Source organism: Synergistaceae bacterium, from assembly GCA_031272035.1.
In the GTDB taxonomy this organism is placed as follows: Bacteria; Synergistota; Synergistia; order Synergistales; family Aminobacteriaceae; genus JAISSA01.
The window spans coordinates 1-24,576 of sequence record JAISUO010000115.1 but is presented as its reverse complement, the minus strand read 5'-3'; the positions used below and the strand labels follow the sequence as shown (position 1 = coordinate 24,576).

24 protein-coding genes and 1 tRNA gene are annotated in these 24,576 nt (G+C 57.4%); 2 read left to right on the top strand and 23 right to left on the bottom strand.

Annotated elements, in window-relative coordinates; translation table 11 throughout:
* Positions 1-2: 2 nt before the first annotated feature.
* The 22 genes from recR to LBR61_13560 all read right to left on the bottom strand — a co-directional run bounded on the left by recR (position 3) and on the right by LBR61_13560 (position 22,170).
* On the bottom strand, positions 3-617 hold the full coding sequence (gene recR, locus LBR61_13665) for a recombination mediator RecR (GenBank protein MDR1733128.1): 615 nt from the start codon (positions 615-617) through the stop codon (positions 3-5).
* Positions 618-929, bottom strand: coding sequence for a YbaB/EbfC family nucleoid-associated protein (locus LBR61_13660; protein MDR1733127.1), 312 nt, complete (start codon positions 927-929; stop codon positions 618-620). It abuts the gene before it with no gap.
* A 142-nt stretch (positions 930-1,071) separates the two neighbouring features.
* Positions 1,072-1,695 (bottom strand): V-type ATP synthase subunit D, encoded by a 624-nt coding sequence (locus LBR61_13655; protein ID MDR1733126.1) that lies wholly within the window; start codon positions 1,693-1,695, stop codon positions 1,072-1,074.
* Positions 1,696-1,701: 6 nt separating this feature from the next.
* On the bottom strand, positions 1,702-3,111 hold the full coding sequence (locus LBR61_13650) for a V-type ATP synthase subunit B (GenBank protein ID MDR1733125.1): 1,410 nt from the start codon (positions 3,109-3,111) through the stop codon (positions 1,702-1,704).
* Positions 3,112-3,121: 10 nt separating this feature from the next.
* On the bottom strand, positions 3,122-4,978 hold the full coding sequence (locus LBR61_13645; protein ID MDR1733124.1) for a V-type ATP synthase subunit A: 1,857 nt from the start codon (positions 4,976-4,978) through the stop codon (positions 3,122-3,124).
* Positions 4,979-5,251, bottom strand: a complete 273-nt coding sequence (locus LBR61_13640) for a hypothetical protein (GenBank protein MDR1733123.1) — start codon at positions 5,249-5,251, stop codon at positions 4,979-4,981.
* Complete coding sequence (locus LBR61_13635; protein ID MDR1733122.1) at positions 5,248-6,396, bottom strand: V-type ATPase subunit; 1,149 nt, start codon at positions 6,394-6,396, stop codon at positions 5,248-5,250. Before LBR61_13635 ends, LBR61_13640 begins: the two co-directional genes overlap by 4 nt.
* Entirely contained in the window at positions 6,359-7,000 is a 642-nt protein-coding gene (locus LBR61_13630; protein ID MDR1733121.1) for a hypothetical protein, read from the bottom strand. Before LBR61_13630 ends, LBR61_13635 begins: the two co-directional genes overlap by 38 nt.
* Before the next feature lies 1 nt (position 7,001).
* Positions 7,002-7,223, bottom strand: coding sequence for an ATPase (locus LBR61_13625; GenBank protein ID MDR1733120.1), 222 nt, complete (start codon positions 7,221-7,223; stop codon positions 7,002-7,004).
* The gene (locus LBR61_13620) at positions 7,223-9,118 is read right to left on the bottom strand and encodes a hypothetical protein (protein ID MDR1733119.1); all 1,896 of its coding nucleotides are present in this window, start codon (positions 9,116-9,118) and stop codon (positions 7,223-7,225) included. Before LBR61_13620 ends, LBR61_13625 begins: the two co-directional genes overlap by 1 nt.
* A gap of 17 nt (positions 9,119-9,135) precedes the next feature.
* Positions 9,136-9,513 carry a hypothetical protein gene (locus LBR61_13615; GenBank protein MDR1733118.1) on the bottom strand — a complete coding sequence of 126 codons (378 nt, stop codon included), beginning with the start codon at positions 9,511-9,513 and terminating at the stop codon, positions 9,136-9,138.
* Complete coding sequence (locus tag LBR61_13610) at positions 9,503-9,970, bottom strand: CBS domain-containing protein (GenBank protein ID MDR1733117.1); 468 nt, start codon at positions 9,968-9,970, stop codon at positions 9,503-9,505. The genes LBR61_13615 and LBR61_13610 overlap by 11 nt, the downstream gene beginning before the upstream one ends.
* Positions 9,967-11,721, bottom strand: coding sequence for a WecB/TagA/CpsF family glycosyltransferase (locus LBR61_13605; GenBank protein MDR1733116.1), 1,755 nt, complete (start codon positions 11,719-11,721; stop codon positions 9,967-9,969). Before LBR61_13605 ends, LBR61_13610 begins: the two co-directional genes overlap by 4 nt.
* A 64-nt stretch (positions 11,722-11,785) precedes the next feature.
* Entirely contained in the window at positions 11,786-13,057 is a 1,272-nt protein-coding gene (gene serS, locus LBR61_13600) for a serine--tRNA ligase (protein MDR1733115.1), read from the bottom strand.
* On the bottom strand, positions 13,050-13,553 hold the full coding sequence (ribE, locus tag LBR61_13595; GenBank protein ID MDR1733114.1) for a 6,7-dimethyl-8-ribityllumazine synthase: 504 nt from the start codon (positions 13,551-13,553) through the stop codon (positions 13,050-13,052). The genes serS and ribE overlap by 8 nt, the downstream gene beginning before the upstream one ends.
* A 60-nt stretch (positions 13,554-13,613) precedes the next feature.
* Entirely contained in the window at positions 13,614-14,906 is a 1,293-nt protein-coding gene (locus LBR61_13590; GenBank protein MDR1733113.1) for a bifunctional 3,4-dihydroxy-2-butanone-4-phosphate synthase/GTP cyclohydrolase II, read from the bottom strand.
* Positions 14,896-15,540 (bottom strand): riboflavin synthase, encoded by a 645-nt coding sequence (locus tag LBR61_13585; protein MDR1733112.1) that lies wholly within the window; start codon positions 15,538-15,540, stop codon positions 14,896-14,898. Before LBR61_13585 ends, LBR61_13590 begins: the two co-directional genes overlap by 11 nt.
* The gene (ribD, locus tag LBR61_13580) at positions 15,522-16,628 is read right to left on the bottom strand and encodes a bifunctional diaminohydroxyphosphoribosylaminopyrimidine deaminase/5-amino-6-(5-phosphoribosylamino)uracil reductase RibD (protein MDR1733111.1); all 1,107 of its coding nucleotides are present in this window, start codon (positions 16,626-16,628) and stop codon (positions 15,522-15,524) included. The genes LBR61_13585 and ribD overlap by 19 nt, the downstream gene beginning before the upstream one ends.
* A 64-nt stretch (positions 16,629-16,692) precedes the next feature.
* Positions 16,693-18,195, bottom strand: a complete 1,503-nt coding sequence (locus LBR61_13575; protein MDR1733110.1) for an excinuclease ABC subunit UvrC — start codon at positions 18,193-18,195, stop codon at positions 16,693-16,695.
* Positions 18,196-18,284: 89 nt separating this feature from the next.
* Complete coding sequence (iadA, locus tag LBR61_13570) at positions 18,285-19,490, bottom strand: beta-aspartyl-peptidase (protein MDR1733109.1); 1,206 nt, start codon at positions 19,488-19,490, stop codon at positions 18,285-18,287.
* A 105-nt stretch (positions 19,491-19,595) separates the two neighbouring features.
* Positions 19,596-21,173: a DEAD/DEAH box helicase gene (locus LBR61_13565; GenBank protein MDR1733108.1), complete on the bottom strand. Its 1,578-nt coding sequence runs from the start codon at positions 21,171-21,173 to the stop codon at positions 19,596-19,598.
* Between the two features lie 199 nt (positions 21,174-21,372).
* The gene (locus tag LBR61_13560; protein MDR1733107.1) at positions 21,373-22,170 is read right to left on the bottom strand and encodes a fumarylacetoacetate hydrolase family protein; all 798 of its coding nucleotides are present in this window, start codon (positions 22,168-22,170) and stop codon (positions 21,373-21,375) included.
* 341 nt (positions 22,171-22,511) lie between these two features.
* On the opposite strand from LBR61_13560, the gene LBR61_13555 reads away from it, so the two are divergent.
* Together LBR61_13555 and LBR61_13550 are read left to right on the top strand one after the other, a co-directional pair.
* Positions 22,512-22,599, top strand: a tRNA-Ser gene (locus LBR61_13555).
* Positions 22,600-22,939: 340 nt separating this feature from the next.
* Positions 22,940-24,127 carry a tyrosine-type recombinase/integrase gene (locus LBR61_13550; protein MDR1733106.1) on the top strand — a complete coding sequence of 396 codons (1,188 nt, stop codon included), beginning with the start codon at positions 22,940-22,942 and terminating at the stop codon, positions 24,125-24,127.
* A gap of 38 nt (positions 24,128-24,165) precedes the next feature.
* On the opposite strand, the gene LBR61_13545 is transcribed toward LBR61_13550, so the two are convergent.
* Positions 24,166-24,576, bottom strand: a 411-nt coding sequence (locus LBR61_13545) for a hypothetical protein (protein MDR1733105.1), incomplete at its 5' end; no start/stop codon positions are given.

Sequence of the window (24,576 nt, the reverse complement as noted above, 5' to 3'; positions counted from 1 at the left end):
CCTCATTTCGCGTGAATCCGGGATTCGAGAGCGGTGTGGAGCGTCATACGGTCCGCGAATTCTATGGAGCCTCCCACGGGCAGCCCGAAAGCCAGCCGGGAAATTTTGAGGCCGCTTTCCGCCCTGTCCTTCAGAATTTCCAGAAGGGTAAAGTAGGTCAGATCTCCCTCCATCCGGGGATTGGTGGCGATGATGACCTCCGACGCCTGAAGGGCATCGATATGACCCAGAAGGAACGCGATGTTTCCGGAACTCAGCTCCTGATCCTCCAAAGGCGACACCCGGCCTCCCAGCACGTGATAGAGGCCGTTGTAAATCCCCGCCTGCTCGAAGGACACGAGATCATCGATACTTTCCACCACGCACAGCGTTTTCCGGTCTCTCAGCATGTCCCCGCAAATCGGACAGGGGTCGGAATCGGAAATGTTGCCGCACTCTCCGCAGGTGAAGAGCCCTTCCTTCAGTTCCGTTATGGCGCCCCCCATTTCGCGAAGAAAGGCTTCATCCTGCCGAAGCAGAAAGAACACCATTCTTCTGGCGCTTTTGCTGCCAACGCCGGGGAAATTTTTGAAGCAGTCGATCAGGCGTCCAATGGGATCGCGAGTCGATCGAGACACTTAAAACCCCAGCCCGAGGGACCCCAGCGCGCCGGTGAGAACACCCATTTTAGAGTTCGCGAGTTCTCTGCTTTTCTGGAGGCCGTCGTTGACCGCGACCATGATCAGATCTTCCAGCATCTCCACCTCTTCGGCTTTGATCACCTCGGGATCGAGATGCATTTCAACCAGGTCACCCTGCCCCGTAAACAGGGCGCGGACCATTCCGCCCCCCGCGTTGCCCTCGACCCGCTCTTCCGCCAGCTTCTCCTGAATCTGCATCATCTGAGCCTGCATTTTCTGGGCCTGTTTCATCATGTTATTGATTTTCATCGACAATGCCTCCGCAAAATATATTCTTTATAATTCTAATAATAATTTTAACTGTCGAAGTCCACGGCTCCCTTTCGTCAGGAGTTCGTCAGGAACAGGAAGCTCATCGCGAAACTCCTGTGATTGTATGACAGGAGTTTTTTTACGGCAAGGCATTTTTATTTTTTCCGCGGGTCAGTTTTTTCAGAGCGAATCGTTCCTGCCGCTCACGTTCCGAAAGCGTGTTGCGGATGCGGACCTCGTCCTCCCGAAACTCCGGCAGCAGTGTGTGCTCCAAAACGTTGATTCTCGCCAGCGTCCTCGAAAGCTCCCTTTCCAGCGCCTGAACTTTGGCCTTTGCGTTAAGGTAAGTCCACAGCAGGTCGTCGATTTGCCCCAGTTTTTCCACAAGGGCATCGGCATCCAGGGCGGTCAGGGCCGGATCGTAGGAAGGCGGGCCGAAGGGCGTTTCCGGATGGGGCGTAAAAACCGGAAAACGGCATCCCATCACCATCTCCAGTCGGGTCAGGACCCTCCGGGGAAGAACGGGGCGCAGCAGAGCGGAGACCGTCGCCCCCTCCAAGAGATACAGACGCCCGTAAATCTGCCACAGGGCCGCGATATGCTCCTTCAGAGCGGCTTCCCGTTCTCTGAAACACCGCCGCTCTTCCTCCAGCGCCCGCAGCAGACTGTCGCGTTTTTTTTCGAGCAGTCCTTTGCCGTAAAGAACGAGTTGCGTTTGACGCCGCACGTCCAGAAGCTGCTCGCGAGTCGCCGGCCGTGACATGCGCGCCTATCCCTTCAGTCTGCGTTCCAGCAGGGCGCGGGGCAGGCGATAAAGTTCCGAGGCGGGCAGCAGGCTCAGAACGTCCCAGGCCGCGTTTTCGGACTCCGCGAAGGTGCGTCTTCCTGAATTTCCCGTTTTTTCCCGGTCGCCTTTCTGCCCGAGAAAAACCTGCTCGAAACGCTCGCCGAAGCGCAAATATCGTTTTTCCACGTCGTTCAGGCCGTCGTCCCCCACAATGAGCCTCAGGCGATCCAGATCTCTGGCCTTCGCGTAAGCGGCGTAAAGCTGATCGGCCAGCGCCCGGTGGGACTCGAACGTCCGTCCCCGCCCGATGCCCTTATTCATCAGACGCGACAGGGAAGACAGCACGTCCACGGGAGGGAAAATCCCCATTTCATGCAGCCGGCGGTCCAGAACAACCTGCCCCTCCGTAATGTATCCGGACAGGTCCACAACCGGATGCGTCATGTCGTCGTCCGGCATCCCGATAACGGGAATCTGCGTCACGCTGCCCGGCCCTCCGGCGATGCAGCCGGCCCGCTCGTATATTTCGGCGAGGTCGGAGTACATGTAACCGGGATAGCCCCGCCGCCCTGGGACCTCCTCCCGGGCCGCCCCGATTTCTCGCAGGGCCTCGCAGTAATAGAGCATGTCCATCATGACCACCAGAACGTCATATCCTTTGACAAAGGCGAAATACTCGGCGATCGTCAGGGCGATGCGCGGCGTCAGCAGACGTTCCGCGGCGGAGTCTCCGGCGGTGTTCAGGAGGAAAATTCCATTCTCTTCGGCGTCCTCTCCATCCCGCAGGGCGCTCATGCAATAATCCGCCTCACGATTGGTAACGCCCATGGCCGCGAACACCAGAAGAAAGCGGGAGTCTTCCTCCTGGACGCTGAAAGCCCTCGTATCCCGGGCAATCCGAACGGCCACCTCGGCGGCGGGCAGCCCCGGCCCCGCAAAGACGGGCAGTTTCTGTCCGCGCACCAGGGTATTCATCAAATCCAGGGCGGAGATCCCCGTCTCCAGGGGGGCGCTGGGACTCCTGCGGCAGGCCGGGTTGATGGGCAGCCCGCTGACGGGAAGAAAGGCCTCGAAGTCGGACGGACGACCTCCCTCCAGAGGCTGGCCTCGTCCGTTCAGCACCTGGCCCCGCAGATGGTCCCCGATGCCGATTTTCATCACATCCCGTTCCAGCCAGACCAGGGTCCCCCCCGTCTCCAGTCCCATGGTCCCGTCAAAGACCTGGATGATGCAAAAATCCTCGCCGGCCTGTAAAATCTGCCCCATGCGGGTACCCGAACTCGTTTCCACGGACACCAGCTCGCCGTAGCCGGCTCCTTTCACGTTTTCCACAAAAAGGAGCGGCCCGGATATTCCTCTGATTCCACGCGTTCCCTCTCTGAAAAGATTCATCGGCATGACCTCATCGCTCCACAGGGCTCTCGTTTCTCGTCCCCATTTTTTCTTTTGCGGCCGAAAATTTCGTCTCCATGGCGGAAAGCCACTCTCCGGCCTTTTCGGACAGGGCGTTCTCCGGCAGAGCGCGGAGAGACATCAAATCCGAACGGATGGGAAAGGCGACGACCTCGTCGTAATACAGCCCGTCGGCAATGGCCTTTCTCGCCTTCTCGTCCAGGGTTCTCAGCAGGCTCAGCAGGGCGGCGGATCGCGTCAGAGAGAAACAGGCGTCCTCCGGGCTGTAAGCGTTCTGCTGCAAATAGAGAATTTTCAAATTTTCAGCGTGATAAAGAGCCCATTTATCTTCCTCCGACAGCCCGTCTCTGCCCAGAAGGCGCACCAAATCCGAAAGCTCTCTCTCATGAAGCAGAACGCCCTTCAGATACTCCCGGAGAGCCGTCCAGTTCTCCCCCGCCATTTCCTCCATTCCGTCGGAGAGGAGGTTTTCGTAGAGGGAATAGCTGACTCGCCAGTTGATGGCCGGAAAATGACGGGCCTGCGCCAGATTTTTGTCAAGTCCCCAAAAGGCTCCCGACAGTCTCAGGCTCGCCTGGGTCACCGGTTCGGAAAAATCGCCCCCCGCAGGAGAAACCGCGTTGATGGCCGTCACGGAACCCTGCCGCCTGGGCCGTCCCAAAACTTCCACGCGCCCCGTTCGTTCGTAATAGCGGGAAAGCCGCGACCCCAAATAGGCGGGGTAGCCCTCCTCTCCCGGCATTTCTTCGAGACGTCCTCCGATTTCCCTGAGAGCCTCCGCCCAGCGGGAAGTGGAGTCGGCCATGACGGCCACGTCGTACCCCATGTCGCGATAATATTCCGCCAGGGTCATTCCAAGGTATATGCTGGCCTCCCGCGCCGCCACAGGCATGTTCGAGGTGTTGGCGACGAGGACCATGCGCTCCATGAGGGGCGTACCGTATCGAGGGTCCGTCAGGGTCGGAAATTCCTCCAGAACCTCGGTCATTTCGTTGCCCCGTTCGCCGCAGCCGACGTAAACGATCACGTCGGCGTTACACCATCGAGCCAGAGACTGCTGCGTCACCGTCTTCCCCGTTCCGAAGCCGCCGGGAAGGACGGCGGTTCCTCCCAGAGCCAGAGGGAACAGCGTATCCAGCACCCTCTGCCCCGTGAGCAGGGGCCGGTCCGAGGGCAGACGGCTCCCCGCCGGCCGGGGAACACGAAGCTCCCATCGCTGACTGAGGGTGATTTCCGCGCCGTTATCGAGACGGCAGATGCACTCCCGAACCCTCCGGTCCCCTTCGGGAGCGATCCAGGACACCCGTCCTCCGGGGAGATTCGCCGGGAACAGCACCCGATGCAGAAATCGACTGCCCTCGACGACCGTTCCCAGAACGTCTCCCGGCCCCGCTTCCTCCCCCGTCTCCGTCGCGGGGGTAAAACGCCACAGTTTGTCGTCAGAAAGGGCGGAAGCCTGAGCGCCCCGCTCCAAATAAATTCCCTTTTCCCCCAGTTTGCGCAGGGGCCGGCCCGTTCCGTCCAAAACCGTGCCCAACAGCCCGGGGCCCAGTTCAATTCCGAGAAGTTCGCCGGTAAAGAGAATCTCCTCTCCCACTCGAAGCCCTGTGGTGTCTTCGCAGGTCTGGATGTCCGCCTCTCCGTCCCGAATCCGGATGACCTCCCCCAAAAGCCCCAAAACGCCCACCCGAACCACTTCGAACATGCGGACGGAAAAATCCGTTTTCGCGGTAACGACGGGGCCGGAGACGATTTTGACGGCACCTCTGTTTGGAGATTTTGAAATCGATTCTCCCCTCGGCTCTTTCATCGGGCTCCCCAGGAGCCGATAATTTTTTTCAGACATTTATTTTTCCTCTGTTTCGTCAGCCGCATCCGGCAGGGTCAGCCAAACCGGCGAACGGGAATCTTTCAGGCGACGCTTCAGAGAATCGTGCAGCCCGTCGAACCATCTTTTTTCCGCGACCACCAGCGCGGGATCCAGCGCCTCCAGTTTTCCCGAAACCGCGGGAAACTCCGCCGGAGTCTCGCAGACCAGCGATGCGAAACCCAAAAGAGACCAGAGATCGACAAAAATCTGTCGTCCCACCACAGCCGGGACCTGTCCTTCCTCAGTCATACGTCATTTCCTCTCCGCATTTTCCCCAGGGGAATGAGTCTGCAGTAAATCCGTTCCGGGAACATGGAAAAAGCCAGCCCCGAAGCCACCACGTTGAGGTTGTGCCATTCGATGAGCTCCATTCCCGTGTAACCCATCAGCGTCTCTATCCCCAGAGGATTCGTTCTGTAAAGACTCCGGAGCCACTCCAGCACTCCAAAACGCAGCCGGTAATGCCATTCTCCCCTTGAAGGAACGATTCCGTCCCTGGTCAAATCTCTTTTCAGATCGTTCCAGAGGGACAGAAAGGCTGCCGAGAAATTCAGCGCCTTCAGGCTCGTCCTTCCGGTCCTTCCAGGATCCGCCGGAGTTTCCGGCTCCGGCGCCGTCAGGGCCTCCACGTCCCTCAGGAGGTCACCATCTCCTCCGCCGCTGTGCCGAAACCACACCCCCATGTTCCAGACGTCCCGCCGCAAAAGCAGATACTGCCTCAGAGCTCTGCCGTTGCCTGAGGAAACGTCGCGAACCACGGCGCAGCCGTACTCCAGAAAAGAACACAGCAGCGCCCGCTCCATTTGCCGCACGTCGCCGCCGGTCATCTTTACGGCCTCCGCGGCCTCCGCGCCTTCGAGAAAACCCGCCAGAGTCGAGGCGATCATCCCTGCGACAGGGTGAGGATTCTCCTGACAGAGCTCGCAAACCTCCTGGAGCGAGGAACAGGATGACCAGAGGCGATCGTAGAACAGCGGGGACAAAATTCCATAACCCCGCCACAGAGGGGGATTTTCTCTGTCGGACCTCCGAAGCAGACCCCGCAGGATGAAACGCAGATTATCCAGATCGGCCCCGGAAAATAAAACCGTCAGCAGGTCCCGGGTCTCGCCTTCCGCCATGCGCAGCACGCTCCCCAGCCCACAGGAAAGGGCCGACATGAGGGCCGCCCGAACACGGCGAAGAAGGAGCGTCTCTCCGGAGATCATCTGAGCCCTGAAAAACTCCGAGGCCCGTCCCTGCAGCAAAAAACGCTCCATGTCGCCGAGAGAGCCCCGAACAAGGCGCAAATAGGCGTCGGCATCCAGAAAAGAGCGGGTTCTTGCCCTCACTCGGGCGTTGACGCAGTCGTAATTTTCACCTTTCGGCGAAAGACAGTTTTTCAGGCAACTCAAAGCACTCCCGGAACTCTTCAAGAAAGGCGGGATAAAGGCGTCTCCATCGCGTCCGAAAAGTGTTGTCGACAAGCCTGCTCTCTCCCTTCCCCGCCTCGACGAGAACAAGTCCTCCCCAGACGTCCTCCAGCTCCTCGCGAACTTCGCAAATATCGCAAATTTCCTTCCGCCCCTTCAAAAAACCGGCGTCTCCCTTTTCTACCAGCGCCACGAGAGGAGACTCAAGGCCTTCCGATGCCTCCTCCGCCAGAGCCCGCAGAACTTCTTCGTACTCCCGGGGCGAAGTCCGTCTGAAATCTCTCAGACCTTCGGAGATTCGAGCCTCCAGCCGCCCCATCAAATCGCTTCTCAGCCCGACCTCGCCGGCTTTTGCCCGTCGCTCTCCATAGCGCCGGTTGGCCCTCAGGCCGTCACTCAGCCGTTGAGCGGCGGCGCGGCGCAGGCGGTAGACGATACCCTCCACCTCCATGCGACGCGCCGTAATGATGTCCGCCATTTCCTCGTCCACAGCGCGCTTCAGGGTCTGGATGCGCTCCTCGAACTGAAAGGAAAGCGCCGACCTGAAGTCCGACAGGTCCTGTATTTGTTCCAAAGAATCCTGCAAGCTAAACGATCCTCATGATAATCATAATAGCGACGACAAAACCCAGGATCACCATCGTTTCCGGAATGGCCTCCAAAATGATGATCGTCCCCGACGTTTCCGGTTTTTCCGCAACGGTTCCGGCCCCGGCGCTTCCAATGCGCGCCTGAGCGTAAGCCGTGGCCAGAGCGGGCACGGCAACGGCCAAAGCCGCGGCCAGAGCCATAACAGCCTTCTCACCCATTATCCGACTCTCCTCCTTTTTGCGAACGGTTTATACGCAAGCGTGCCGTCCTCATAAAATTTCCCCATGAACTCCACGTAATGGAGCCGCGCCGCGTGCAAAGCGGATCCCCCAAGGGCCAGAACAAAATTCAGCAGGTGAATGGCAAACGCCATAAAAAGCCCTACGATGGGGATCTGAACGGTATCCACAAATTTACTCGCCACCATGGCCAAAATGGCCGACGAGAGACCGATGGCGGCGATACGCACGTAACTGACGATGTTCCCCACGGCCCCCAGAGATTCCACGATTCCTCCCACACCGCCGCCGCCCAGAAGAAAAATGAGGGAAAATACGAGCAGAACGACGGGGATCGAAAAAAACGAAGAAGGCAGCTGCATACGCAGTAGAACCAGAACAGCAATCAGTCCCACGATAAAAAGCAGCGTGCCCGCGCGCTCCATCCAGAGATGCCGATGCCGGTTCCGTATGCCCTGGATCATCCCGATCAAAAGCCCCAAAAGGACATGAACGCATCCCAGGGTAACCGTGAAGATCATGACGGGCAAAACGGCGTGGGCCCGGTCCACCCATATCCAGGACAGGCCCAGGAGGCGGTGCCCCACATCTCCAAAAAACTCCCCGAACAGGATTCCCCATACTCCGCTCCAGAAGGCGACGAAAATAAGGATAATCCCTATGTCGTGTGATATTTTCGACGACTTTTGCTTCAGATACCACCCCAGCCACAGAATGAGAACACCGTACCCCAGATCCCCAATCATGCAACCGGAAAAAAAAGGAAAAAATATTCCGATCAGAGGGGTGGGGTCGAAGGCATGATAGTCGGGGATACGCAGCAGCTTCAGAAAAAGCTCGAAGGGCTGAAAGATGGACCGGTTCCGCAAAGCCGTGGGAATCGTCCCGTCCAGATCGCCTCTCGCCTCTCTGGCGCGCATCAGAACGGCGTCGCCGAAATCCTCCTTCAGGACCGTGCGGGTTCTTTCCACGGCATTTTCGGGAATCCAGCCCTCCAGGGTGAAAAATTCCTCGTTATCCTCGGCGGAAACTTCCAGCAAAAACTGCTCCAGACGCTCGTCCAGCAAAACATAAACAGCGGCCAGATTCACTCCCCACTGGGAGGAAAGCACCCTCAGCTCCGTTTTATTCTGCCTCAGCCGAGCCGGCAAACCGCGCAAAAGCTGACGAATCTGCGCGACAACATCCGCCAGGGAAAGGCCTTCGAAGTGAGCCGGCAGATTCCACCGGATTCCCTGGACGTTGTGAACCGCCGCGGCCAGCCCGGGCTGAACCTCCGGAGAGGCGCTGGTAACCATGTAAGAGGACCCGTCCTTCAGATCGAAGGAATGGTAGCGAAACCAGGGTTTTTCGTGCCCGCTGGGCAAAAGGTCCAAATCCCCGTTAATCTTCGTGATGACGGCGTGCTGTCCCTGCCGGGAAAGCTTCCAGATCACCACCTCTCCCAAAGCGGACCGCTCCTGCTCCAGAAAGGCATTGGCGTGAGACAGAATGGAATTGATCCTGCGAAGTTCCACGAAATCCCTCTGGGCCTTTTCCCCGTCCTCCCGGATCCGGTTCAGGCGCAGCTGAATCCGGTCGAGGCTCCTGTCGATTTCGTCCATCATAAATTCCAGATCTCCGGAGAGATTGTAACGAACGTTTTCGATACAAACATCCGTGAGCTGCTTCCATCCATCCCAGGACAGGGCTTCGATCATGCCCAAAACCTGTCCTCTTTGCGTCCTGAGCCGTTCCAGCAGAGGATGCTTTTTTTCGCCGTCCTCTTCTTTTTCTTCGGCGGAAACGGAACGAAAGACGGGATGCAACACGCCAAGCTCGTAGAGCCGACCGACAATAACCGATTTTTTACTGCGTACCCCCCATATGGACACGCGGGCCATGCGTTCTATCAGAAGTCTCTACCTCCCCTGTCCGATATTTTTCCTGTTCCGGGCGGCATGAGACGGTGAAGGGCTTCTCCGGCAATGCGATCCAGGGCATCGCTTTCCTCCAGGGCCAGGGACGAACGCCGCAGCCATCCATCGATACGCGCGTCGATGGCTTTTCTGTCTTCGGCGATGCGGGACTCCACGCTCTGCTCCTCCAGCCGGGCGGCCTCAATCGTGCGGCCGCACATTTCGTCCACCCGACGCAGGGTCTCCCCTCTGAAACGCATGAAGGCCCTTTTCTTCTCCTCCGCGTCCTTCTCCAGTTCCGCGCGAAAAGCCTCCAGTTCCCTGCCCACCGCAAGCAGCGGGTCGGAAACATTCACAGGGTCACTTTTCATCGCGATAATATTCTTCCAGCATAAAATCCCACAGCGTCCGGCGGTCGATGATCCCCACCAAAACACCCTCCTCCGCCACGGGAAGGCGATGAAAATGCTTCCGTATCATCAGATCCGCGGCGGACACGAGGCTCACCCAGGGCTCCACGAAGGCCGGAGATTTCGTCATATAGTCCCGCACGGAAAGGTGTCCCAGGTTTTTGAGCTGACGAACGAACTCGTCCTCTTCTCCGCTCATGAAGGCGCTGTGAGTGAGCACCTCCAGATAGGAGGGCGTGGCGGCCTTCAGAATGTCCGTCTCCGAAAGATAGCCCACCAGCTTCCAGTCCGCGCTGACGACCGGCAGCCCCGAAACGTGATGGTGGTAAAAAATATCGATGGCCTCTCCAATGGTGCTGGATTCCATCACCATCGTCAAATCCCGGGCCATCAGGTCTCCCACTGTCGTGACCTTCATCTCTTTTCCCCCTTCCGCGTCGTCTGCTTCCAGGTGTAGAGCCCCAGTCGCGTCGCCAGGACGCGCAGAACGAAAACCGCCAGTCTCAGGTCTCTCCTCCAGCGGGAGGGTTCCTGGCAAAGTCGATAAAGCCATTCAAGCCCCATTTTCTGCATCGCTCGCGGAGCTCGCCTCAACTGTCCGGACAGAACGTCAAAAGCGCCGCCCACCCCCACCGCAAGCACGTCGCCCAAGGCGTTTCCGTGGCGGGAAAGCCATTTTTCCTGGCGGGGAATTCCCATGGCGGCAAAAAGAATTTTTGCTCCCGAACGGGCGATTTCAGAAGCCACCGAGGGATCGTCCATGCTGAAGTACCCGTTGCGGGCTCCGGCCACCACGAGACCGGGATAACGCTCCGCAAGAACGTCGGCGCAGCGTCGGGCCGTATTGCCCCGTGCCCCCAGAAAATACACCGGCCAGCCCTCCACTGAGGCCATCCGGCAGAGCTGCTCCGCGAAGTCGATTCCCGTGACGCGCTCCTGAATGGGCATTCCGAGAAAGCGCAGTCCCCACAGAAGGCCGACTCCATCCGACAAAACCAGAGCCGAGTATCTCAAAACGGCGTGATATTCCGGATCCTGAACCGCCATTTCCATCCCCAGGGCATTGACGGTGGACACGAGTTTCATTCCCTTCTGAGACAAAACCATCCCTCTGGCCCTGGAAAGGGCGTAATTCATCGATACGTTGTCGATATGGATACCCCAAAGACGCGGCTTCGTGTGGATCATGGGGGACGTGTTCCGGTACTTCAGAAACAGCGGAACCAGAACGACCAGAGAGACCATGACCATAATCCCCCCCCACACCAGCGTGGCGTAACCGGGAGAGGGATATTGCCACAGAGCGGACAGCACCCCCAGGAACGCGCACAGCCAGGAGATGAGCCGCACCACGTCGGGATGGTCCCATCCCCGCCGGATCAGCCCCCGGTAGATCCGCTCCGTGCCCGGCGAGTTTTCGGCCAGCACCAGGCTCGCCAGATGCAGGGAACACTCCACCATGGGAATGGCGAACAGCCCCAGCGAAAGATAAAACATGGAGCCGAAAACGATCCCCTTGCTCACGCCCAGAATCGCCGTTCCCGCCACCAGCGTCCCCCAAAAGGCCGACAGGGCCTTTCCCGCCTGACGATAGAGATTGCTGAAACGGCTCCAGAACGCGCCGAGAAGCAGCAGGCCGGAAAAGGACATGAAGAAGGCGTCCGGCATTTCCTGAGAGGTGAGGGCCACGGAGATCAGCATCAGGGAAAACGTCACCGCCAGAATATGCCCCGCCAGTCCCGGAATGGCGTCCAGCTGCCGGACGATGAGGGGAAAAATCGCAAACCACAGGGTAGTGACCACGACGGACACCAGAGGCGTCAGATAGATGTATTCTCCGTCGAGCAAAGTGATGAAACTGATCACAGGCCCCAGCGTCGCGCACAAAAAGCCGATCAGAACATATCCCCACCACCAGGAACGCTCAGGCCACAAATGCTCCGCCAGACCGAACACTCCCGCGAAGACGGACGCCCCCAGAACAAAGCGGGACATCGGCGACCCGAAACAAAGTGCCAGGTGCAGCCATGTTCCAACCAGAAGAAGATCGCGCAGATAAGCATACTGACGCTCTTCAAGAAATCTTTTCGTCAAAAACTGAACCCCGACGCAAAGGGCAGCCGCCCCGATGCACCCCCAGATTATTCCCGGACTGTAGGAAACGATCAACAGAAAGCGACACCTCCAAATTTAATCTGAATTTCTATCTAAAATTTTTTTCTAAAATTAATTTCTATCTGATTTCAGTAAGGCCGTTCATATAAGGAATCAGCGCGGAGGGAATTCCGATACTTCCGTCCTCCCGCTGATAGTTTTCCATGACAGCGATGAGCGTGCGGCCAATCGCGATCCCCGAACCGTTCAGCGTATGAACAAAACGGGGTTTTCCGCCGTCCGCGGGACGATAACGCGTGTTCATGCGCCGGGCCTGAAAATCCTCACAGTTACTGCAGGAACTGATCTCTCGATATTTTCCCTGAGAGGGCAGCCAAACCTCCAAATCGTAGGTCTTCGCGGACCCGAAGCCGATGTCCCCCGTACAGAGCGACACGACCCGATAGGGCAGCTCCAGAATCTGCAGAACCCGCTCGGCGTTGGCCGTCAGCTTTTCCAGCTCCTCGTAGCTCGTCTCCGGCGTACAAAGTTTCACCAGTTCCACCTTGTCAAACTGATGCTGACGCAGCATACCCCGCACATCGCGGCCGTAGGCTCCGGCCTCTCTGCGGAAACAGGGCGTGTAGGCCGTGTAGTACTTTGGAAGGGCCTTTTCCTCCAGGATTTCCCCGTGATGCATGTTGGTCAGGGGAACCTCCGCCGTTGGGATCAGCCACAGGTCCTCCCCTTCAATTTTATAAAGGTCCTCCGCGAACTTGGGAAGCTGTCCCGTGCCTCGCAAAATCTTCGATCCCACCATAAAGGGCGGCTCCATTTCCGTATACCCGTGCTGCGTCGTGTGCAGGTCCAGCATGAAGGAGATCAGCGCCCGTTCCATTCGCGAGCCCATACCCCTCAGCACGGTGAAACGGCTCTGGGCCAGCAGAGCTCCCTTTTCGAAGTCCATGATCCCCAGAGCTTCCCCCAGGTCCCAGTGGGCTTTGGGTTCGAAGGGAAATTTCCCCGGCTCTCCCCAGACGCGCACCGTGGGATTGGCGTTTTCATCCTCCCCCACGGGAACCGTCTCATGAACCCTGTTGGGCATCGTCAGAAGGATCTCCTCGATTTTGGTTTCCACATCGGAGAGCTTTCCGTCGATCTCCTTCGCCCGCTCACCGATGACTCGAATCTCCTCCATCAGAGCCTCCGCGTTGGCTCCCGTCCGTCGGGCCTCTCCCACTTTTTTGGAGCCTTCGTTGCGCCGGGCTTTCAGTTCCTCGGTTTCGACGATGAGCGCCCGGCGTTCTTCGTCCAGGGCGACCAGCGCCTGCAGATCGAAGTCATGTTTCCTGTTCGCGAGAAAAGTTTTTACTTCTTCCTGATTTGCCAGGACCCATTTGAGATCAAGCATCCCCGTTTTCCTTCTCCCTGTTTTTTTCTCCCAGTCGAATATTTTTCAAAAGGTTGGCCATTTCAATGGCGCCGGTGGCGCAGTCCGCGCCCTTGTTCCCCGCCTTGCTCCCCGCCCGAAGCAAAGCCTGTTCCAGAGTGTCGCAGGTCAGCACGCCAAAAAGAACGGGAACCCGCTGTTCCAGGCCCGTCTGAGCCAATCCCTTGGACATCTCCCCGGCCACCATGTCAAAATGGGGCGTATCTCCCCGAATAACCGCTCCAAGGGCGATAATCGCGTCGTATTTCCCGGAAAGGGCGACTTCCTTGGACGCCAGCGGCAGTTCCCAGGCCCCCGGAACCCAGTATATATCAATATCTCTGTGAGAAACGTCGTGACGTATGAGAACGTCCTTCGCCCCCTCCAGCAGTTTATTGGAGATCAGCTCATTGAACCGCGACACCACAATCGCCACGGAGAGCCCTGTTCCTATCAGTTTGCCCTCGATCACCCGCATTCAGGTCCTCCTCCTCATTTTTACCTTCACCCTGCTCTTCTTAAAGAGAACGCCAGAGACTTACAGAGAATGCAACAAATGTCCCATCCGGCTTTCCTTGGCGTCCATGTAACCTTTGTTGAACTCGTTCGGCGGAATGACGAGGGGAACCCGATCGACGATCTGGAGCCCGTAGCCCTCAAGTCCGACGATCTTTTGGGGGTTGTTCGTCAGAAGCCGAATCTTTCGAAGCCCCAAATCCATCAGAATCTGCGCTCCAATTCCGTAATCCCGCAGGTCCGGAGCGTACCCCAGAGCGAGGTTGGCATCCACGGTGTCCAGTCCCTCCTCCTGCAGTTTATATGCTTTCAGTTTATTGAGAATTCCTATGCCTCGTCCCTCCTGGCGCATGTACAAAAGAACCCCCGCACCCTCCCTTTCTATCATGGAAAGAGCCGCGTGAAGCTGGGGGCCGCAGTCACAGCGCAGAGAGCCGAACACGTCCCCCGTCAGGCATTCGCTGTGCACACGGACCAAAACTTCATCCGATGCCGCGATACTCCCCTTCACCAGGGCGATGTGGGTGTGAGAATCGTCGTTTTCGAGAGTGCTGCGATAGGCATGGGCTCTGAAGCTGCCGAACTCCGTCGGCAGACTGACCTCCACCACCTTTTCGATCAGCCTTTCCCTGGCGCTGCGCCAGGCGATGAGGGACTGAACCGAAATCAGCCTCAGTCCGTACTGTTTCGCGAAAGAGGCCAGGTCCGGCAGACGGGCCATGGCGCCGTCGTCCTTCATCACCTCACAGATCACCCCCGCCGGGGGCAGCCCCGCCAGGCGCGCCAGATCCACGGCCGCCTCGGTATGCCCGGCACGCTTCAGGACGCCGCCTCTTCTCGCGGCCAGAGGAAACAGATGCCCCGGCCTGTAAAAATCGTCCGGTCGCGCGGCGTCAGAGGCCAAAAGCCGCGCCGTGAGCGCTCGTTCTTCCGCAGAAATTCCCGTCGTCGTCCCCTCTCTGGCGTCCACCGTCATCAGAAAGGCCGTTCCATGCCTGTCGTTTCCCGTTCGCGTGAGAGGGTCCAGACGCAGCCTTTCGGCGATTTCAGGGGATACGGGAGCGCAGATGAGCCCCCGGGCGTAACGGGCCATGAAATTGATCCGTTCCTTCGTCGCGTGAACGGCGGCTATAACGACGTCACCCTCGTTTTCGCGGTTTTCATCATCGACCACCAGCACCATGCGCCCCTGACGAATATCCTCTATCGCATCCTCAATGAGGTCAAATTTAATGTCTCCGGACTCCGGGAAGTCGTCCGGGCTGCACTGATTTCCGGTAATAAGCGCAGTCGTCTCCGTTTTTTCAGTATCCAAGATTGCCCAGCTCCTCCAAAGTCAGGCCGCCGCTTCCTTTCAAAGGTCGAAGCGCCAGCAGCTTCTCTACATACTTGCCAATTATATCTGTTTCCACGTTCACTGTTTCTCCCGCTTCAAGCTGTCCCAGCGTGCAGTTCTTCAGAGTGGTCGGGATCAGTCCCACGGAAAAACCTCCGGACTCCGCGTCAATGACCGTCAGGCTGACTCCATCCACCGCCACGGACCCCTTCGCCACAATTGTACGCATGACGTCCTCCGACGTCCGAAACCAGGCTTTTTTTGTCTCTCGCGATCCGGTGATGTCCCGCACCGTCGCCGTTCCGTCCACATGACCCAGAACCAGATGACCGTCCAGTCGGTCTCCCAGGCGCAGGGCCCGTTCCAGGTTGACCCGGCTTCCTCTGGCAAGGGTGGAAAAACGAGTTCGATCGGCCGTTTCGGGCATCATCTCCACCTCGAAGACATTGCCCTGGAGGGCCACCACGGACAGGCAGGCGCCGCTGACCGCCACGGACTGACCAAAAAACAGCTCCGGAGCCAGTCGGGGACACTCCAGAGAAAGACGAAAAACGCTTCCCGTCCTTCGAAGATCCCGCACCGTCCCCACCGCCTCTACAAGTCCGGTGAACATCGAAAAACTCCCTCCACAAGCATATCGCCGTCCACCCGACGCACCCGCAGATTTTTCAGGCGCGCCGCGTCCTTCATGGACTCGAAGCTCAGCCCGTCGGCCGGGCCGGGGCCGGAACCCATCAGGACCCCCGAGACGAAAAAGGCCGCGGCGTCGCACAGTTCCTCGCGCATAAAAGACGACAGAACCGTCGGGCCGCCCTCCACCATCAGCATCTGTACGTCCCGGGAAGCAATCTCCCTCAGGGCGGCTTTCAGATCAACACGCCCGTCCTTTCGCGGAACGAGGCAAACCTCTGCCCCCGCAGCCTCCAGGCGATGTTTTCTTTCCGCGTTTTCGCTGCAGGTCAGAACGAGGCACCCTCCCCGCAGGGCCTTCGCTTCCGGAGACGTCGAAAGATCAGTATCCAATATTATGCGTAAAGGCGATTTCCCGCAAGTGTGGCGCACCGTCAGTTCAGGATCGTCCCGCAGGATCGTTCCCGCGCCGACCAGAAGCCCCTGATGCCCGGAGCGCAGAAGATGAGCCCACACTCGCGCCGTCGTCCCCGTAATCCAGTTGCTTTCCCCGCTCTTGACCGCCATTCTTCCATCCAGCCCCAAAGCGGCCTTCAGGGTGATCCACGGACGCGAGAGGGTTTTGCTTCGAATGAACCCGCGGTTCAGCCACCGGCATTCCTCCTCCAGACAGGGAACGGAAACTTCCACTCCGGCATTTTTCAGTATTTCTATACCGGCGCCGTTCACCTTCGGGTTGGGGTCGGTCGTTCCGACGACCACACGGGCAATGCCTTCTTCCACCAGCCGGGGCGCGCAGGGAGGAGTTTTTCCAAAGTGAGAACAGGGTTCCAGCGTGACGAAGGCCGTAGCTCCGCGGACTGTTTCTCCCCTGGCCGCCGCGTTTTTCAGAGCGGCGATTTCCGCGTGGTCGCCGCCGCAGCGGGCATGCCACCCCTCGCCCACGACGCGCCCGTCCTTCATGAGAACGCAGCCCACCATGGGATTGGGGCAGGCTCCGTCCATCCCCCGTCGGGCCAGAGACAGCGCGCGGCTCATTCCATATTCATCCAGTCCGCGTTTTGACACCATCGCATTACACAGCTCCATTTCGCTTCGGTCCGACCGAGCAAAACATTTTATGTCACAGAGAATATTATACTTCGTGACGCGTGTTTTCCTCCGGATTTTCTTCGCCTTTTCGTTCCCCTCTGAGATGGTCGACGATTTTTTGCGCGAGGGCCTTTCCCAGTCCGGGGACCGCGCCGAGTTCTTCGGGAGTGAGCCGGGCGATGCGCTGAACGCTTCCAAATTTTACGATGAGCTGAGCCGCCCGGTTTTTGCCGATTCCGGGAATTTCCTCCAGGGCGGATCGGCGAAGACGACCGGCTCTCGCGTTGCGGTGGGTGGTGATGGCGTAGCGGTGAACTTCATCCCTCAGACGCTGAAGCAATTTCAGAACGGGGTCGTCGAAGGACAGCCGCAGAGGTTCGGGACGGCCGGGGAGAAAAACCAGCTCTTCCTGTTTGGCCAGGGAAACGACGGGAATGTCCAGCTTCAGCTCCTCGAAGGACTTCATCGCGAATTCAAGCTGTACCGGCCCTCCGTCGATGACGGTGAACTGCGGCAGGGGCTCGGCGTGGTCCAGCAGATGACGGTAGCGACGCAGAACCGTTTCCTGAATCGACCGAAAGTCATCGATCTCGTTTTCCGCCAGAGAACGTATTTTAAAGCGGCGATAGAGCGAGGGGTTGGGCTTCCCCTGCTCGAATACGATGCAGCAGCCGTAGGTCTCATGTCCCGACATGTGGGAGATGTCGAAAGCGTCGATCCTCCAGGGAAGCGTTTTCAAACCGAACGTCTCCTGCAGGTGAACCAGAACCTGCCAGGTTTCCGAATCCAGATCCTCCTGTAAAGTCGCAGAAACGCGCTGCCGGGAAACTTTCCACACCGCCCGGATGGTATCGCGGTAACGGGCTGCCTCCTCGAAGGCCATGACTTTCGCCGCCGCGTCCATTCGCCGTCTCATGCGCTCCACCAGTTCGGCGGTATGCCCCTGCAGCAGCAGGATAACGTCGTTTACCCGTTCCCGGTACTCTCCCTCGGTGCAAAGATCCGCGCAGGGCCCCATGCAGCGTCCGAGAGCGTGCTCGATACAGGGACGCCGGTCGGGTTTCCCCTTCAGAATTTCCATCCGGCAGGACCTCAGGGGAAAGTAGCGCTCGACCAGGCGCAGGAGGGTGCGAATGTTGCCCGCGCTCACGTAAGGGCCGAAATACGCCGAGCCGTCCTCCTCTTTTTTGCGGGTCACCGCCAGGCGGGGGAAGGGTTCGTTCGTGATGCGAATCCAGGGGTAGCGATCGGACATTTTGAGGTCCACGTTGAAAAACGGGGAATAGCGCCGGATAAGTCTGCTCTCCACGATCAGGGCTTCAGCCTCGCTGTCGGTTCTGAGAATGGAAATGTCCTCCACAAGTTCCACCAGCTTCCGCAGACGCGGCGAGGCGAAATTCGAGTGGCGGAAATAGGAGGAAACTCTGCGTTTCAGGCGTTTGGCTTTACCGACATAAAGGACTTCTCCTTCGGCGTTCCGCATGATATACACGCCGGGCCGGTCGGGAAGGTTTTTCAAAATGGCCGCTATATTGGGCTTGGTCATGTCTTCGGCTCAGTCATATTTTCAGTTCAGTCCTGTTTTCTTTCAGCGGGGACCTCAGAAGACTTCGGGCCTGAGAGGCGCCCAAAAAATCATTCCGCGGAATCCCGCTCGTCGTTCAGGTCCTCGAAAGTTCCCTTCACCACGGGGAGTCCCCCCTCCACCATCATCCGGCCTCTGGCGATAACGGCGTTTACCTGCATGTCGCCGTCGAGAACCGTGATGTCAGCGTCACAGCCCACGGCGATGCGGCCTTTTTCGGGAAGCCCCAGAGCCCTCGCCACGTTGGAGGTGATGGGGCGAAGAGCCGCGGAGAGGTCCAGTCCGCTGACGACCAGCGCCTTCAGCTCGTTGTACAGGCCGTTCAGCTTCGTGACGATGAGGCGCTTCACCTGTCCCTCCCGGTCGAAAACGGCCATACTGCCGTTGCCGTCGGAGCTGATGGTGATATTTTCGATGGGGATACCGTTTTCGAGACAGGAGTTCACGGCGTCGCTGATTCCAATGGCTCCGGCAAATCCGTGGGCTTCGTCCATTTCGGCGGTCATATCGATGGTGCCGCCCAGGGTCGCGAAAATTTTCGCCTGTTCAAAAAGATCCCGGCTGCGCGTGATGTGGGTCGGCAAAAAATGTCGAATGGAAATTTCCGTGTCCTTCAGCACTCTGAAAATATTGCTGAATCCCTCCCTGCCTCCGCCCATATGCAGGTTCAGCACTCCCGTCCGGCCGCAGAGCATGCCGCCCACCCGGGTATCCGAGGCGATACGGGTCAGCTCTTCGACGGTGGGAACAGAGGAGCGATGATCGGAAATCGCTATTTCTCCCGTGCCGATCACCTCGTCGATAAGGACGATGTCGCGCCGCGTGGACCCCGTCAGGGTGATCAGGGGCAGTTCGTAGGATCCGGTGTAGATGTAGGCCGTTATGCCCTCCTGGGTCAGCGCCCTCGCCTTCGCCAGAAGCGTTTCCAGGTGGCGGGTGGTCCCGTCGGTGCCGATTACGCCCACCACGGTCGTTATGCCGCTCTGCGTTATGGAGGACAGCATCACCTCCGGGGTTCGACTGTGGAACCCGGCTTCGCCGCCGCCGCCAATGATATGAACGTGATTGTCAATGAACCCCGGGACCAGATGCATTCCCCGCAGGTTCAGAACCTTCACGTCGAGACCGGTACAGTTGAAATCGAGCCCTCTCCCGATCATGGCGATCTTTCCGTTCAGGACAAGAACGTCCACGACCCCCACATAGTCGGGAGAATACAGATCTCCGTTTTTCAAAAGCAGGACCACAGGTTCCATGAATTCTCCTCCAAAACGTTCAGGACTCGGGGAATTTTCCCGTCCCGAAAGAAATCGCTCAGGCTCAGGGGCGCCAAATCAGGCGATCTTCCCGCCAAACTGGCATCATCTGCTCGTCTCGATCTCGCCCAGTTTTTCCTCGAAACCATAAATCGTCGGATCGATTTCGTCCACCGTGTCGTTCAGTTCGTCCATCGCCCGGAAGCGATACCCCTTCGGCAGATGATTGGAAAAACGCTTCACCTTCAGAAGCGCCTGCAGATAGTTGCGTTCATAGGGCAGAATCATCTGAGCCGCCAGCAGCGCGCTGGGCGTCGCTTCCTCGAAAAAGAGCATCGCCATTTCCAGGTTTTCATCGATTTCCATTTCATCGTACCATATCGCGGCGAGTATCGAGCGATAACGATTGCGGTCGCTGCCGTGCATCAGTTTGCGCACGACCCGGTCGATCTTTTTCAGCCCCGCGTGCAAAAAGTTGGTCACGAGAGCGATGTTCGCCCGAGGCAGGGAGTACTCGGCAATATATTCGGCCTCCACCTCGAACAGAACCTGTTTTCGCAGCAGCCGACCATAAGAGGGGCGCAGAGTTACGGCAGCCGGCTCCGGAGAACCGTCCGCCAGCATTTTAAAGACCTCTCCCGTATTGAAGCCCCGGCGCTCGAAGGGAGAATCCGCCAGCCAGGTGACGAATCCGGGGTCGAAAAGCCCCTTCCGCCCGGCCCGCCCGGCCATCTGCAAAAACTCGTTCCTCGTGATGGGTTCGTCGTGATGGTATTGGACCAGCTGGGCGAATACGACGGACTGAGCGGGAAGGTTCACCCCCAGGGCCAGAGCGTTCGTTCCACAGACCACGTCCAGAATGCGTTCCCGAAAGGCGGACTCCACCAGCAGTTTTTCCTTGGGGAACATTCCTCCGTGATAAATCCCCACTCCATTCAAAAGAGGCGGCGCTATCTTTGTCACTTCCAAAATTTCGGCCAGTTCGTTCAGCCGATCCAACTGTCTCCGCTCCAGCCGACGGCGGGTTCTCGCGACACTGAAAGCCAAATCGGAAGCACCCTTCTGCGAAAATAAAAAAAGCAGCGCATCGTGCACTCCGCGAAGCTCCGCCGGTTTATCCGGCGTGAAAATCAGACGGGTCATCCGCTCCCGGCTTTCGTAGATCACAAAGTGACGGGAACAGCTTTCCGAGAGATAACGCCCAACGGCTTTCACTCCACCGAGAGTCGCGGACATCACAAGAATCGACGTATCCTTATGGGTGCCTCTTATTCCGTCGATGTAGGTCCGGGCCCGATCCGAATCGTTGAAGATGTAATGAAATTCGTCCACAATCAGCATTTGTCCCGGCTGTCCCGTGTACTTCATCGTGTAAATTTCCTGAGTGCAGCAGATAATCCGGGCGCCTTCGTTGCGCTTGAAATCGCCGGTCTCGATGCCCACGTCGAAACCCATCCGCCTCAGATCCATGTACCGTTCGTTGCTCAGAGCCTTGATGGGAGCCGTAAAAATCACTCGTCCCGCTGTGGGCTGCGTAACATTGCCCTCTTCATCCAGCAGCCCCGCCCAGAGATAGGCCACCAGGGTTTTTCCCGCGCCGGTGGGGGCGGACAACACCGCGCTTTCCTCCTTTATGCGGGAGTAAGCCTCCAGCTGCCACCCGTAAAATTCAATCTTTTCCAAATTCGGAACTCCCTCAGGCCTGAAACCACACTCTTTCCGAAACTTTCATCCGCCGGAATTCCGTCGATTTTTGGCCTCCAAGTTTACGTAACAATTTTTACACAGCAATTTCCATATTTCATTTCCTGATTTCATTTTTCGACTTCATTTTCCGCCACCGGACCGTGACGCTATAAGATTATCATATTTTATTCAGGGGTCACTCCCCCGCAACGGGATTTTTGAGGATGCCAACGCCCTCTGTTTCGATTTCGACCGTGTCTCCCGGGCTGAGCGGCCCCACACCGCTGGGCGTGCCGGTGGCGATGACGTCTCCCGGTTCCAGAGTGGCAAAACGACTGAGACAGGCGACAATGGCGGAAACGGAAAAAATCATGTCTCCAAAATGTCCCTGCTGTACGACTTTGCCGTTCAGGCGCGTCGTCAGCTTCGCGCTGTCCGGCATCTTTTTCGTCACCAGAAGAGCCGGGCCGAAGGGGCCGAAGGTGTCGAAACCCTTGGATCGGATCCACTGCCCGTCTTTGTGCTGCAGGACTCTCGCGGATACGTCGTTGAAACAGGAATAGCCCAGGACGTACTCCGTCGCGTTTTCCTCGCTTACGTTCCGACAGTTTTTTCCGATGACGACGGCAAGCTCTCCCTCGTAATCCACCCTTCCCGTCCAGGAAGGAAGACGGATGGCCTTCTCCGGAGCGATCAGACAGGTTCGGGGTTTCATAAAAATGCAGGGCTCTTCGGGTATCTTCATATTCGCTTCTTTCGCATGTTCGCGATAGTTCAGGCCGATACACCAGATTTTGACGGGATCCAGCGGCGTCATGAGCGTCAGATCTTTCAGGTCATATTTTTTCCCCGTCGGAGAGTTTCCCCCCAGCTCCTCCACCACGCCGTCCGCGAGCCGCCCGCAGCGGATCTCCCCGTCCTTCTCGAAGCGGACAAACAGCGTCCCCTCCTTCAACCCTGACATATCGACGCCGTTCACGTTCATTCCTTTCATAGCTTCCGGTTCCTCCCACGATTTGACGATTATATGCGTCAGCCTCTCCGCGTCACGCATCACGGGAGGGCATTCAACGTCCATCCGTACAGGCGCCGACCCAATCTCATCGCTGCGATTTCCTCAAAACAGACAGAAAAAGAAAACAGAAAGAGACCGAGTCCGGAACAAATATCAGCAGTTTATGCCAGAGGCAGGGAGATTGCAAGTCTCTTCTATAATCAGTGCCCTCTGACATCCTGCAGTCAAAAAACTCCTGACAGAGCAAAACTTTTTTTGAAATAAAAAATACCCGCTTCCCTAATTGGGATGCCTCGTGTATAATTGCTTCTGTTTTTTGCGGAGACGTGGCCGAGTGGTCGAAGGCGGGCGCTTGGAGAGCGTCTGAGCAGCAATGCTCCTAGAGTTCGAATCTCTACGTCTCCGCCAGTTTTTGACCAAAGAGAGTTTGAACAAGTCCAAGGAAGTCGAAAAACCTCGCTGAAAAGCGGGGTTTTTGCTTTTCATGTGTCTGTGATTTTCTGACCAAATATACCCTTTTCAAGACTGCAACCGTACATTGAACCGTACATTACTTTATGAAGGGACTTCCAACTCTTTTTGTTGTACGGTAAAATGATTTTAGGCGGTGGCTGCAAAGCCCTGCGAGGCAAACTCGCTGTACGGTAGCGGGGCTTTCGCTGTACGGTGAAAACGAATGATGTACGGTTGAGAATGTCCTGATGTACGGTGTACGAAAAAAACGATGTACGGTTGGGAGGGATTGAAAATGACCCTGACGGAAACAGCCATCAGAAGCGCGAAGGCTCGTGAAAAAGATTATTCTCTTTCCGACGGCGACGGGCTTCTTCTTTTAATCAAAAGCACCGGCGCGAAAAGTTGGATTCTCAGGTACTGGACAGGCGGAAAGGAAAAGCGCGCCGGACTGGGGAAGTATCCTGTGATCGGATTGGCCGACGCGAGGGATTTGAAGAACGCTTTCAAGCGCGAACTTGCCCTGGGCGGTAATCCGCAGGAAAGGAAACGAGCCGAGAAAGAGGCCGCGGCCAGAGCGGAAGTGATCAAATCCACGACCTTCGCCAAAGTCGCGGAAGAGTGGTATGCCCAACAGAAAGGAAGCTGGTCCGCTTCCCACTGTACGGACGTGAGCCATAAACTGAGGGCCTATCTCCTCCCAAAACTTGGAGATCGTCCTCTCAGGGAAATAACGACGCAGGAAGTTTTGAACCTGCTTTTGAACATAGAATTGCGGACGCCCGAAACCGCGTATAAATCAAAGATCATCATCGGACAGGTTTTTCAGTTCGCCATAGCGCGGGGCGACGCCGATCTCGACATCACACAGAACCTCAAGCGAGCGTTGAAGCCAAGGCAAAAGCGTCATTTCGCGGCTCTGACCGCGCCAAAAGACATAGCGGACCTGATGACGCGCATTGAGGCTTACAACGGAAGCATTGTCGTTCGGCTTGCTTTGTGGTTTTCACTTTACACTTTCCAACGTCCGGGAGAAATACGAGGCGCGGCATGGGAAGAGATGGATTTTGACGCAAAACTCTGGCGTATTCCCGATGAACGCATGAAGAACGGACTGCCCCACGTCGTCCCCTTGTCCCGTCAGGTTTTGGAACTGCTGCAGCGCCTCTCTCCCCTGACGGGCGATTCGTCTTTCGTTTTTCCGACGATCCGCTCAAAAAAGATTCCCATGTCCGAGAACACAATCCTCGTGGCGCTCCGGTCGATGGGATACACGAGGGAGCAGATGACCGCTCACGGCTTCCGCGCCCTCGCTTCCACCAACCTGAACGAACAGGGATGGAATCGCGATGTGGTGGAGTTGTCCCTCTCGCATGTGGAAAGCAACGCGGTTCGTGCCGCCTACAATCACGCGGAGAGGCTGCCCGAACGTCGGGAGATGATGCAGGCGTGGGCTGACTGGCTGGATGGGCTTCGTCAGTAATTGATGAGATTGATTGGGCAGGTCGAGAAAAAGGGCTATTAATCCTCCAATGATCTCTTGCGTAACTTTTTCTTGAGCCGGGCGAGTTTCACTCTGCCGTAGTTCGCGCAGTTCGCGTGTTTCTTCCAGGTTTCTCTGTGTCCTTCCATGTTTTCCCATCTCCCGCATATAGAGCAGCGGCGCAGACGGATTTCCCCGGTCAATGCCAGGTAAAACTGATACCACATGGCGGAAAGCAGGCTGGTCGGTTCTATAATTTTTCGGAACTTTCCGTCGTCATCCATCCTGAAAACGAACCGCAGCGGAAAAACGGCCAGCTTTTTACTGATGGTTTCCTGTATATACCGTAATGCGGCTTCTTTCATATCGAGTTTTTCCGGCAAATAACCAAACAGTTTATAAGGCGGCCTCACGAAATCCGGCCCGTAGGTTGGGTCCTTGCCAAGTCT

Coding starts and splice junctions, on each gene's coding strand:
- ribD (MDR1733111.1), bottom strand. CDS start 16,628: ATGGTGTCAAAACGCGGACTGGATGAATATGGAATGAGCCGCGCGCTG.
- LBR61_13640 (MDR1733123.1), bottom strand. CDS start 5,251: ATGACTGAGGAAGGACAGGTCCCGGCTGTGGTGGGACGACAGATTTTT.
- LBR61_13585 (MDR1733112.1), bottom strand. CDS start 15,540: ATGTTCACCGGACTTGTAGAGGCGGTGGGGACGGTGCGGGATCTTCGA.
- serS (MDR1733115.1), bottom strand. CDS start 13,057: ATGCTTGATCTCAAATGGGTCCTGGCAAATCAGGAAGAAGTAAAAACT.
- LBR61_13560 (MDR1733107.1), bottom strand. CDS start 22,170: ATGAAAGGAATGAACGTGAACGGCGTCGATATGTCAGGGTTGAAGGAG.
- LBR61_13625 (MDR1733120.1), bottom strand. CDS start 7,223: ATGGGTGAGAAGGCTGTTATGGCTCTGGCCGCGGCTTTGGCCGTTGCC.
- ribE (MDR1733114.1), bottom strand. CDS start 13,553: ATGCGGGTGATCGAGGGCAAACTGATAGGAACAGGGCTCTCCGTGGCG.
- LBR61_13575 (MDR1733110.1), bottom strand. CDS start 18,195: ATGACCAAGCCCAATATAGCGGCCATTTTGAAAAACCTTCCCGACCGG.
- LBR61_13655 (MDR1733126.1), bottom strand. CDS start 1,695: ATGTCACGGCCGGCGACTCGCGAGCAGCTTCTGGACGTGCGGCGTCAA.
- LBR61_13645 (MDR1733124.1), bottom strand. CDS start 4,978: ATGTCTGAAAAAAATTATCGGCTCCTGGGGAGCCCGATGAAAGAGCCG.
- LBR61_13660 (MDR1733127.1), bottom strand. CDS start 929: ATGAAAATCAATAACATGATGAAACAGGCCCAGAAAATGCAGGCTCAG.
- iadA (MDR1733109.1), bottom strand. CDS start 19,490: ATGGAACCTGTGGTCCTGCTTTTGAAAAACGGAGATCTGTATTCTCCC.
- LBR61_13615 (MDR1733118.1), bottom strand. CDS start 9,513: ATGAAAAGTGACCCTGTGAATGTTTCCGACCCGCTGCTTGCGGTGGGC.
- LBR61_13650 (MDR1733125.1), bottom strand. CDS start 3,111: ATGAATCTTTTCAGAGAGGGAACGCGTGGAATCAGAGGAATATCCGGG.
- LBR61_13610 (MDR1733117.1), bottom strand. CDS start 9,970: ATGAAGGTCACGACAGTGGGAGACCTGATGGCCCGGGATTTGACGATG.
- LBR61_13550 (MDR1733106.1), top strand. CDS start 22,940: ATGACCCTGACGGAAACAGCCATCAGAAGCGCGAAGGCTCGTGAAAAA.